The 11,877-nt window shown below is 48.0% G+C and carries 9 protein-coding genes; 5 read left to right on the forward strand and 4 right to left on the reverse strand.

Translation table 11 applies throughout. The annotated features are described in order from the left end of the window. The first annotated feature begins 26 nt into the window (after positions 1-26). The 3 genes from ovoA to THIAE_RS00180 are packed head-to-tail and all read left to right on the forward strand — an operon-like array spanning position 27 to position 4,247. Complete coding sequence (gene ovoA / locus THIAE_RS00170) at positions 27-2,171, forward strand: 5-histidylcysteine sulfoxide synthase (protein WP_006459724.1); 2,145 nt, start codon at positions 27-29, stop codon at positions 2,169-2,171. Then, complete coding sequence (locus THIAE_RS00175) at positions 2,153-3,454, forward strand: PatB family C-S lyase (RefSeq protein WP_006459723.1); 1,302 nt, start codon at positions 2,153-2,155, stop codon at positions 3,452-3,454. Before ovoA ends, THIAE_RS00175 begins: the two co-directional genes overlap by 19 nt. Next, positions 3,447-4,247: an SDR family NAD(P)-dependent oxidoreductase gene (locus THIAE_RS00180; protein WP_006459722.1), complete on the forward strand. Its 801-nt coding sequence runs from the start codon at positions 3,447-3,449 to the stop codon at positions 4,245-4,247. Before THIAE_RS00175 ends, THIAE_RS00180 begins: the two co-directional genes overlap by 8 nt. A gap of 31 nt (positions 4,248-4,278) precedes the next feature. Here the strand turns inward: THIAE_RS00180 and THIAE_RS10465 are convergent, their stop codons facing one another. From THIAE_RS10465 to THIAE_RS00200, 4 genes are all read right to left on the reverse strand, one after another. Then, positions 4,279-6,735, reverse strand: coding sequence for a methyl-accepting chemotaxis protein (locus THIAE_RS10465; protein WP_006459721.1), 2,457 nt, complete (start codon positions 6,733-6,735; stop codon positions 4,279-4,281). 135 nt (positions 6,736-6,870) lie between these two features. After that, positions 6,871-7,518 (reverse strand): adenylate kinase, encoded by a 648-nt coding sequence (adk, locus tag THIAE_RS00190; RefSeq protein WP_006459720.1) that lies wholly within the window; start codon positions 7,516-7,518, stop codon positions 6,871-6,873. Positions 7,519-7,535: 17 nt separating this feature from the next. After that, a complete protein-coding gene (locus tag THIAE_RS00195; RefSeq protein ID WP_006459719.1) occupies positions 7,536-9,965 on the reverse strand; it encodes a penicillin-binding protein 1A in 2,430 nt (809 codons plus the stop codon). A 134-nt stretch (positions 9,966-10,099) separates the two neighbouring features. Continuing rightward, positions 10,100-10,330, reverse strand: coding sequence for a hypothetical protein (locus THIAE_RS00200; RefSeq protein ID WP_006459718.1), 231 nt, complete (start codon positions 10,328-10,330; stop codon positions 10,100-10,102). Between the two features lie 206 nt (positions 10,331-10,536). Between THIAE_RS00200 and rph the strand changes: the two genes are divergently transcribed. Both rph and rdgB read left to right on the forward strand, forming a co-directional pair. Next, a complete protein-coding gene (rph, locus tag THIAE_RS00205) occupies positions 10,537-11,274 on the forward strand; it encodes a ribonuclease PH (protein ID WP_006459717.1) in 738 nt (245 codons plus the stop codon). Next, positions 11,271-11,861 (forward strand): RdgB/HAM1 family non-canonical purine NTP pyrophosphatase, encoded by a 591-nt coding sequence (gene rdgB / locus THIAE_RS00210; RefSeq protein ID WP_006459716.1) that lies wholly within the window; start codon positions 11,271-11,273, stop codon positions 11,859-11,861. The genes rph and rdgB overlap by 4 nt, the downstream gene beginning before the upstream one ends. Positions 11,862-11,877 lie beyond the last annotated feature (16 nt).

Genomic DNA, 11,877 nt, shown 5'->3' on the forward strand with positions numbered 1-11,877 from the left:
TTTCGTATCTATAAGGAAATACTGTCATGCAGATGTCCCCCACACTAATCAGCCAGCCGGTTTTTCTAAATCAAGGTGAAGTCGAACAGAAACGACAAGAAATTAAAGCCTACTTTAACCAAACCTGGGAAAACTACGAAAGCCTTTTCGAAACACTTGTCAGTGACGATACTTTTTATCTCCGTCCTTGCTCACTGCGCCATCCGTTAATTTTTTATTTTGGTCATACCGCGACCTTTTTTACGAATAAATTGGTGTTAGCTAAACTCTTGCCGCAACGGATTAACCCGACCATTGAATCAATGTGTGCCATAGGTGTCGATGAAATGTCTTGGGATGATCTCAACGATGCCCATTACGACTGGCCTAGTGTGGCGGCGGTGCGTGCTTATCGCAACGAGGTAAAGGCGGCGGTGAATGCGCTGATAGATCAAGTTGTCTTTAGTTTGCCGATTGATTGGCAAAGCCCGATGTGGCCGATTATGATGGGCATTGAGCATGAGCGCATTCATTTAGAAACTTCTTCGGTGTTGATTCGTCAGCTCCCGATTGATCAGGTGAAACCCCATCCGCTGTTTCCGATTTGTGCCGATCAGCAAACCGCTGCCCCCAGCAATCGCTTGCTCGCCGTGCCAGCCGGCGAGGTCAAGATTGCCCATCAAGACCCTGCGCCTCATTACGGTTGGGATAATGAATATGGTCAGCATCAGGCCAATGTGACCGCGTTTCAGGCTAGCGAGTTTTTGGTGTCTAATGCCGAGTTTTTGGCCTTTGTTGAAGCCGGTGGTTATCATACCCCGGAATTTTGGAATGAAGAGGGCGATCGTTGGCGTCAATTTAGTCCGGTTAAACACCCTAGTTTTTGGGTGCGTAAAACCGAGGGTGGTCAACAGGCCTGGTATTTGCGGTGTATGACCGAAGAAATTCCGATGCCTTGGTCTTGGCCAGCTGAGGTGAATCATTTAGAAGCGGCCGCTTTTTGTCGTTGGAAAGCGGCACAAACCGGCCAGCCGATCCGCTTGCCTTCTGAAGATGAGTATTTGCGTTTGCGCGACTTTTCTCAAGCACAGCAGCATCTAGCCCAGGCCAATATTAATTTGCAGCAAGCGGCCTCGTCTTGCCCGGTAACACGTTGCAAGCAAGGCGAGTTTTACGATGTGATCGGCAATGTTTGGCAGTGGACTGAAACCCCGATTCATCCGTTTGAGGGCTTTAAAGTGCATCCGCTTTATGACGATTTCACTACGCCGACCTTTGATAACAAACACAATATAATTAAAGGTGGCTCGTGGATTTCGACTGGCAATGAAATTAACGGTAGTTCACGTTATGCGTTTCGTCGCCATTTTTTCCAGCACGCCGGTTTCCGTTATATTGCCTCGGATGCGCCAGTGCAGAAAGAGTTTTCGACCTATGAAACTGATAGTGCGGTGGCACAATATTGCGAATTCCATTTTGGTGACGAGTATTTTGGCGTGGCCAACTTTGCCAAAGCCTATGCTGATTTAGCCATCGGCTATGCGCAAACTGATGCGGATTTGGCCAAGCGCGAACATTTGAAAGTGCTTGAAGTAGGTTGTTCAGTTGGACGTGCAAGTTTTGAATTAGCCAAGCATTTTGAGCAGGTCGTCGGTTTAGACTTTTCTGCGCGCTTTATTAATGTGGCTAACCAGTTGCAAACCTCGGGTCAGCTGCGCTATACCTTGCCGATTGAAGGTGAGATTATGGACTTTAAAGAAACCACCTTGGCACAGTTGGGGTTAAGTGAGGTGGCAAGTCGCTGTGAATTTTTACAGCAAGATGCGACCAATATGAAACCGATTTTTAGTGGTTATGACATGATTGTGGCGATGAACTTAATTGATCGTTTGTATGAGCCGAAGAAATTTTTAACGGATGTCGCCGCTCGTTTGAATAGCGGTGGGTTATTGATGCTTGGCTCGCCTTACACCTGGTTAGAAGAGTTTACTCAGAAAGTCCATTGGTTAGGGGGCTACAAGGATGCTCATTCGGGTGAAAATGTGACCACCTTAGAAACCTTGCACGCCTTGTTGAGTAAAGATTTTGAACCGGTCGGTGCGCCACAAGAACTGCAGTTTGTGATTCGTGAAACCGCGCGTAAATATCAACATACTGTGAGTCAAGTGACCTTGTGGAAGAAGAAAGCCTAAAAACTGACATTAGTGCAGACCTCAGCGCTGCCTATATTCGGGATTTTTTTACCCAGCCGATTGATCGCAACGATAGCGGGGCGGAAAAGTATGATTTGCGCGAACAGTTGTTTGGTCGCGCAGACCTGTTGCCCATGTGGGTCGCGGATCAAGACTTACCGACCCCGCCGTTTATTATTGCGGCATTGCAACGGCGCTTATTGCATCCGATTTTAGGCTATACCCATACCTCAGACCGTTTGTGTGCCAGCGTCGTCAAGTGGCAAGCTCAATATGGCTATGAGGTAGATCCCGCGTCCCTGGTGTTTACGCACAATGTGGCTAATGGCTTGTTTTTAGCCGTGCAGGCGCTCAGTCGTCCGGGTGAGGGGGTGGTGATTATGCCGCCGATTTACCCGCCGTTTGAACAGGCGATTAACCGTAATGATCGCCAGGTGGTAGCGGTGCCGTTGCTGTATCAGCCGGACGGTGATCAGTCATCCAATCCCCAAGCATCACAGGCATCGGACTATTGCTTTGATTTAGCAGGCCTGGCACAAGCCTTTGCTCGTGACGATGTTAGTTTGTGTTTGTTGTGTAATCCGCATAATCCAAGTGGTCGCGTCTGGTCGCGCGCAGAATTGGCGCAACTCGCCGAACTAGCCTTGGCGCATAATGTGATATTGGTGTCTGATGAAATTCATGGCGATTTAACCTTGCCGCCTAATCAGCATTGTCCGTTGGCCAGTTTAAGTCCGACGGTGGCGCAGCAAACGGTTACACTCAGCTCGCCCGGTAAAACTTTTAACTTAGCAGGCCTGCAAATAGGCTATGCGATCGCGGCTAATCCCGCGCATCGTAAAGCACTGCAAGCTGCCGCGGCAAGGGTGAAGATTGACGAGCTGAATCTGTTTGCGATGGTGGCGCTAGAGGCGGCCTATACGGACGATGGCAAGATTTGGCGGGATGCGCTATGCCAGCATATTCTCGCCAATATAGCGCGTTTACGTCAGGCTTTGGCTGAGCTGTGTCCCGCGGTGCGGGTCATCCAACCCCAGGCGTCTTATCTTGTTTGGTTAGATTTTAATCCGCTCATTCCTAATCAGTTTGCTGACCATGCGGCTTTGCAGGCCTGGTTAATCAATGACGCTAAATTGGGGTTAAATAACGGCTTGAGTTACGGTGAAGTCGGATGTGGTTTTATGCGCATTAATCTAGCCGTACCCCCATCAACGCTTGAACAGGCCTGTTCGCAGTTACGCCAGGCGTTTGGCATAACATTAATAAGGACCGATGATGACTAATATGACACGCTATCCAGAGCTAGCCGGAAAACGAGTATGGATCACTGGCTCGTCCAGCGGAATTGGCGCGGGTATGGCAAAAATCTTAGCGCAGCAAGGTTGTAAGTTGGTGTTGCATTATTGTCGGAACGAATCCGGTGTGCAACAAACCCTTAAAACGGTGGCTGAATTGGGTGCGGAAGTTGAAGTGGTTTGGGGCGATTTTAGTGATTACGTCAGTTTGCCTGAGATCTTTGAGCAGGCCTGGTCAGCGTTTGATGGCTTGGATGCACTAATCAATAACGCTGGCATTGTGACTAAATCAACCGCATTAAAAGATGAAACCGGCGAGGCCTTTAACCGAACAATTGCAGTTAATTTACAAGCACCTTATCGGTTAAGTACCGCTTTTGCTAAAGCCTGTATCCAGGCCAAGCAACCGGGCGTGATTATTAATAATTCCAGTATTCACGGTCAACAAACCTGCGAGTGGTTCAGTGCCTATGCGGCGTCTAAAGCCGGTTTAGATGCGATGATGAAAGTCATGGCGGTGGAATGGGGGCCGAAAGGCATTCGGGTCAATAGTTTAGCGCCAGGCGTTGTACCCGTTGAGCGCACGGCGAAGATTTTGGCGGAACCTAAAATGGCGGCAACCTGGACGAAAGCGATGCCTTTGCAGCGCTATGGTCATGTCGATGATATGGGTTGGGCAACGGCGTTTTTAATCAGTGATTCTGCAGCCTGGATGACCGGTTCAGTGTTGACGGTAGATGGCGGTTTAATTGCCAGAGGTGGTTACCCAGCTCGTGAATGAGCTGGGTAATAGAGTGAATGTCACGCCTTAATTAGTTGAGGCGTTTAGTGCCAATGCGGTGGGTTTTGAAAAAGCTGACCGACTGGGATAATTGCTGTGCCTGATCTTTCATGCTTTCGGCCGCTGCGGCTGTCTCTTCAACAAGTGCGGCATTTTGCTGGGTAACATTATCAATCAGACCTATAGCTTGATTAATTTCCGACACGCCTTGTGCTTGTTCCATTGATGCGTTAGCGATGTCACTTAACATATCGGTGACATGGTTAATGGTTTCATGCATTTTGGAGATAATCTCGGCCGATTCTGTGGCGTGTTCGGTACCTTGATTAATGCGGTTGACGCTGTTGGTTACTAGTCCGGTAATTTCTTTAGCAGCTTCAGCTGATTTTTGTGCTAACGCACGCACTTCGCTGGCTACGACCGCAAAGCCACGACCATGCTCCCCGGCACGAGCCGCTTCAACAGCTGCATTCAGTGCCAACAGGTTAGTTTGGAAGGCAATGCTTTCAATCAGGCTAACAATGTCATGAATTTGATTACTAGATTGCTGAATCATCGCCATCGAATCAATAGTTTGTTTCATCACATTACTAGCTTGTAATGACTGAGTTTCAAGCTGATGCTGGAGGTGGTCAGCAGTTTTGCTGTGTTCGGCATTGTTCTTAATGGTTGCATCTATTTCTGTCATCGCCGCCGAAGTTTGTTCAACCGATGCAGCTTGCTGCTGGACACTGTCGCTTAGACTAATTGAACCGTGCGATACTTCTTCTGCCGCACTGGCAACGGCTTTAGAGCTGACCAGCACTTCGTTGATGACTTCGGTCATCTGAGCAAGACTCTGGTTAATCGCTTCTTTAAGGGTAGCTAGATCACCCTGGCACTCTTGAGTAACAGATTGCGTGAGATCTCCTTGACTCTGTGCTTGCATAACGCGGCTAATATCCTTGATGACCTCGTTTAGGCTAGCTAAGGATAGATTAATGTCATCTTTGAGTTCTTTTAGTTGACCTTGCAGTTCGCGGTTGATACTGAGATTGAATTGGCCTGCCGCCATTTTTTTGACTACATCACCAATGTCTGTCATGGTCAGGTTGAGCTGCGACATGGCGTTTTCAGTATCAGCCAAAATAGTCGCGAAGGCACCTTGTGCTTGCACCTTGGTCCTAAAGTTGAATTGACCTTGGTTAAGTTGTTCAAGTGCGCGAGCAATTTCTTCAATAATGTTTTGCATGTTGTTGGCGCTGGCATTGACACCCGTCTTGAGTTCAAGCAAATTGCCAACATAATGACCTTCAATACGCGTTGTCAGATCTCCTTTTGCAATCGCTGCAATAGCTGTATTGGCTTGAGTAATTGCATCACTGACTTTGACTAGGTGGTGATTAATGGCTTGAGCTGTTTGCCCGACTTCATCGTCAGACTTAACCGCAACTCGAATCGAGAAGTCCCCGGTTTCATCAATTTTATGCATGGTGGTGGTTAAGTCCTCAAGAGGACGAATCACCAGACGTAGAATAAGGCCGAATAAAATACCCGCTAGGATAAGAATACCCAAGATAACACCGATAATCGTAACGGTAACCTGCTGGTAGGCAGCGCTTAATATATGAGTAAATACTTGTTCGTCTTGAATGAAGAGTTGGCGCCCCATGACTTGTCCCGCTTCATCGTAAGCAGGTAGGTCAACTATCAGATAGCCTTGGTTTAGATAAACATTTGTTTTGTCACCATGCGTCGCTTGAAACAAGCTCTGGGTAAGTTGAATAGTTTCGGGGGTGAACCAGTTATTGTTGGCGACAACATAACGCGGGTTGATGTTAATGAGTCTATCTATGGCTTGGGTATGGCCATGACGCGCCCTAACATATTCACTGTCAACGAGCATAATCCAGTTGCCACCTACAATACGATCAAAATCGCGAGATATAGACCCGACACCTTGTAGCATAGAAACTAGGCCCATTAGCTGTTGTTGCGAGTTGAGTACCGGTGTGACTGCAGTGATGGTGACGCCACGATCAGTAAAACCTAATGCGCCCTGGGCGGTTTTGGTATTAATGACCTCTGTAATTAACGCGTTGGGTGGCGTGGCAGCAGGTTGTTGATCCAGTGCCCATGAACGCAGTAAAGATTGGCCATTGGCATCATAAATTTCGCTAAAAATACCGCGGAAATTGGTCACACTGGCATAGTGTTGTTGTTGGTTAGCCAGCACTTGGCGTAATGGGAGTTGGCGATTGTTTGCTAGCGCATCAATTAAGATGGGTTGTTGCGACAGCATGGTGGCACCGATAATGCCAGACTGAACCTTTAGCTCAATTTGGCTGTCCATAAATACTTGCATATCGTTAGTCAGTTGTTGTTTGACTTGTTGTGGCAAGGGTTTGATTTGAGTGAGGTACATTACGCTAGTGACAACAGCAACCACCAGGGTGGTGACGAGCAAGCTAGCGAAAATGATCTTATGTTTAAGCGATTTAATTTTCATAGGTCTCTCGCAGAGGCATTAGTAGTTTTAATAACAGTATATGATATTTTTTGCGAGTTAAACATAGTTTCTATAACAGAAATAAACAAGCCCAGTTTAGAACCGGGCCTTAGGCATTTTAGTTGTTAGGTCAGTTTAGTTTAACTGACCTAAAATTTTGCTTTGCACTTGATCAATCGGCTGCGTGCCATCGACTTTGATATAGCGTAATGCGTCATTTTTAGCCGCTGCCGCCTGATAATAATCAACCAACGGTGCAGTTTGCTGGTGATAGACTTTTAAACGATCAAGGACCACCTCTGGTTTGTCATCGTCACGCTGGATAAGCGGTTCACCGGTTTGATCATCACAATCGGCCACTTTCGGCGGATTATAGACGATGTGGTAAGTGCGACCTGATGGGGCATGGCAACGACGGCCTGACATACGCTCGACAATGACTTCATCAGCGACATCAATTTCAACAACGGCATCAATGGCCACACCTGCATCAGCTAAGGCATCCGCTTGTGGTACGGTACGTGGAAAGCCATCTAACAAAAAGCCATTGGCACAATCGCTTTGAGTAATGCGTTCTTTAACTAGGCCAATAATAATCTCGTCAGTGACCAGCTTACCTTCATCCATAAAGGATTTTGCCAGTTTGCCAAGCTCGGTGCCTTGCGCAATGGCGGCGCGTAACATGTCGCCGGTTGAAATCTGTGGAATGCTAAAGTGCTGGGTTAAAAACTGGGCTTGGGTGCCTTTGCCTGCACCGGGTGCGCCTAATAAGATTAACTTCATGGTTCAGTCCTAATTAGTTATTGAAATAATTCACGGGTTAAGTCCCTTAAATTGTTGGGACGAATGACCGGGATCTCCGGTGCTTGGTCTGGATAAAACAGCTCAAAGTATGCGCCTGGGGTGTCGGCGGGTACCGCTTGACCGGTGCTACGATCAATTGGAACATATACTAAGCCTTCAGGTTGTAAAAACGGAATATTGGGTGAGTCGGCTACGGCATGACGCATATAGTCAATCCAAATAGGTAAGGCAGCGCGACCAGCGGTTTCGCGTCGCCCTAGACCAGAGGGTTGGTCATTGCCCACCCAGACACTGGTGACCACATCCGGGTTATAGCCCACAAACCAGGCATCAAATTGCTGATTGGTGGTACCGGTTTTACCGGCTAAATCTTGGCGATTTAAGCTGGCCGCTTGGCGTCCCGTACCTTGTTTAATCACATCTTGCAAAATTGAGGTAATCATATAAGCATTTTGTTTGGTAATGGCACGCGGAGCAATTCCAGGGTCGCGTTCATCGCACTGGATGCCACAGGCTTGTAGCGGGTTGGCTTGATAAATCACTTGGCCGTTAAAGTCACGCACTTCGCGCACAAAATAGGGTTCGACTAGAAAACCACCGTTGGCAAATACGCCATAAGCACGCGCCGCTTCTAGCGGCGTGAATTGGGCTGAACCCAGTGCCAGCGATAGGTTGCGATGACGATTGAGTTCGGCTAAATCAAAGCCAAAGCGCTGTGAGTGGTTGATAATCGGTGCAACGCCTACTTCTTGTAACAGTCGAATAGGGACGAGGTTGCGTGAATGAATCAAGGCTTCACGTACTCGCGTGGGGCCATAAAAGCGCCCGGTATAGTTTTCTGGACGCCAGATATCTTCGAGGGCGGCATCGTGGAAGACCACTGGCGCATCATTAATGACGGTCGCAGCGGTAATGCCAAGTTCAAACGCGCCTGAATAGAGGAAAGGTTTATAGGCTGAACCCAGTTGGCGTTTCGCCTGAGTAACACGATTAAAACGGCTTTTGAAAAAATCAAACCCACCGACCAGGGCAATTATTTCACCATTGCGGGGGTTAAGCGCCACCAGGGCGGCTTCTGCACGTGGGTTTTGCGCTAATAGCCAGTTGCCCTGCTCATTTGGGTGGGGAATGACATAGACCAGATCACCCGCCTGGATAATTTGATCGAGCTGCGTGGGAGCGGGACCAAGACGATCGAGCCCACGATGTGGCCGCGCCCAGTCAGCTTGAGCAAAGGTCAGTGTGATCTGGTCGCCATTACGTAATTGCAGTTGCGCTTGGTTATCGGTTAATGCCATCACCAGGGCTAAACGCAGCCCACCTGGCTGAGGATGTTCACGCATCAGCGTGTCTATCGCTGAGCTGTCGTCAAGTAAGGCCGGATCTAGTTGAGCGACATGGCCACGGTAACCATGACGACGATCGTATTCAAGCAGGCCTGAACGTAAAGCGGCATTGGCGCGGTCTTGATGATCACTGCGAATCGTGGTGGTAATGGTTAAACCCTGTTCTAAAGCGGTTTCGCCAAAACGCTCTAGGGCAAATTGGCGCGCCATTTCAGCAATATAGCCGGCTTCAGTTTCAATACGCACACCGGTTAGGGTCACTTCAATGGGTTGTGCCAGCGCGGTAGTAAATTGGTCTTGAGTGATGTAGCCGAGCTCATGCATACGGCGCAACACATAACTGCGGCGTAAAGTGGCGCGGGCCGGATTAGCGATCGGATTGAAGGCGGAGGGGGCTTTTGGCAGGCCTGCTATCATTGCAAATTCGTGAATATCAAGTTCATGAATCGGTTTGCCGTAGTAGGTTTGAGCCGCAGCAGCTACACCGTAAGAGCGATGACCCAAGAAAATCTGGTTCAGATAGAGCGCCATGATTTCTTGCTTGGTTAACGTCTGTTCAATTTTGAATGCCAGAATGATTTCATTGAACTTGCGTTTAAAAGAGCGGTCGCGGGTTAGAAAAAAGTTACGCGCAACCTGCATCGTAATAGTTGAACCGCCTGATTGAATGCTGCCGGTTGAAATAAGTTCATAGCTAGCGCGCGCAATCCCTTTTAAATCGATACCAAAGTGCTGATAAAACCGGTCATCTTCTGCTGAAATAATCGCCTGAATCATGCGAATAGGAATGTCTGGGTACTCAAGTGGAATCCGGCGCTTTTCACCAATTTCTGTGATGACCTTGCCATCGCTGGTTTCAATGCGTAACGGAACCTGATAGCTTACATTTTTGAGGCTGTTGGGGTCGGGCAGTTGATGATAAAGATAGGTAGCGTAAGCGGCAACAACTAGTGTGATGACGATGCCAAAATAAATTGGCCAAAGCAAGAGCCTGCGCAGCCATCGTTTGGGTGGCTGAGGCGATTTGGCCTGGTTTTGTTTTTTTGCGGTGGCGCTTGGTTTAGCAATTGGAGTTGGCATTACAACTTAACACTATCTTATAAAAAAAATTAATCTAGTCACCATTATAACCCCATCTTAACTAACAAAAAACGGGAGATCTTTAGAAAAGACCTCCCGTTTAGCAGTCATACCTTGGAATAGGTGATGATAGATTATGAACGCTTTTTATAGCGACCAGTCTTAATATCGCTGTACATCATAAATAAGTTGCCACCGACAATGAATGCAGCGGCGGCTAAAACGCCAAATACACCGATACCAATCAACAGCGATTGTGGCAATATGTTGAAATAAATACCCATGAAAATAGCAAAGGGCAATACAAACATCACAACAAAACCGATTAGGAAGTTGACAAGATTTTTAGCTGTAGAATCTCTCATTGGTGCCTCGAATGATAAAATAGAAATGGTAAAACAATAAGATGTCATAATTTTGATGCAATATACCGCCATTTTTTGAAAGTTACAAATAAAAGCATTTTATCGCCACGCCGAAAAAACCCACGGTTTTTGCTGAGCTGTTATTGACTTCGTTTATAATGTCGCCATTTTAATTAATGCAAAATTGACCTTGCTAAAGGATTGGCATGCGACCCAGTGGACGAGACGCTCATGTTATGCGTAACATTTCATTTACCCCGGATTTTACCTGCCATGCTGAAGGTTCGGTATTAGTAGCCTGTGGTAATACACAGGTGCTGTGTAATGTCAGTGTTGAAAATTCAGTACCGCCTTTTTTGAAAGGTCAAGGTCAGGGTTGGATCACCGCGGAATACGGCATGTTGCCGCGTTCAACCCATACTCGCATGCGTCGAGAAGTGACCGCTGGTAAAGCGTCAGGGCGTACGCAAGAGATCCAACGCTTGATTGGACGCAGTTTGCGTGCCAGTGTTGATTTGACCGCCTTAGGTGAGCGCACGCTGATGATTGATTGTGATGTGTTGCAAGCCGATGGTGGTACGCGAACGGCCGCGATTAATGGCGCTTATGTTGCACTGGTGATGGCACTGACGCGTTTACAAGTACGCGGGGAGTTGACAACTAACCCTATTCGTCATGCGATTGGCGCCATTTCGGTCGGTGTGGTGCAAGGTGAGGCCGTGGTGGATTTAGACTATGCTGAAGACTCACAGGCCGATACAGACATGAATTTGGTCATGACCGCAAGCGGCGAGTGTATTGAAGTACAAGGCACCGCCGAGCAACAACCTTTTAATCTACAGCAACTTAATGCAATGCTAACTCTAGGCCAGCAGGCGATTGCACAGATTGCCACTGCCCAGCAGACCGCGATTAACCAATGGCGTCAACAGGCAGGCCTATGATGAGTACCTTGGTGTTGGCTTCAAATAATCCCGGCAAAATTGCGGAGCTAAAAGCCTTGTTACCCGGGCGTGATGTGCGTCCGCAAGGCGAGTATTTTAGTGAAGAAGCGGTTGAAACCGGTCATAGTTTCATTGAAAACGCATTGATTAAAGCGCGTTATGCTGCCAGTCGTACCGGACTGCCCGCGATTGCGGATGATTCAGGTCTGGAGGTTTCGGCGCTAAAGGGTGAGCCGGGGATTTTCTCGGCGCGTTATGCAGGCCGGGGTGCGAATGACACGCAAAACCTCTATAAGCTACTTGAAATGATGCATGATGTACCGGATGGTGAGCGACAAGCCAGCTATTTTTGTGCGATGGTCGTGGTGCGGCACGCGCAAGACCCTACGCCGTTAATTGGGTTGGGCCGATGGCACGGCGAAATTTTACGCCAGCCGGAAGGCAGTGGTGGCTTTGGTTATGATCCGGTGTTTTATTTGCCTAAATGGCAGTGCACAGCGGCCCAGTTATCGTCTGAGGTGAAAAACCAGCACAGTCATCGCGCGCAAGCCTTAAAAGCACTCGTCACTCAGCTTTCGGTTGAATAACGGAGCGGGTGTCGTC

The sequence above is a fragment of the Thiomicrospira aerophila AL3 genome (assembly GCF_000227665.2).
Classification (GTDB): domain Bacteria; phylum Pseudomonadota; class Gammaproteobacteria; order Thiomicrospirales; family Thiomicrospiraceae; genus Thiomicrospira; species Thiomicrospira aerophila.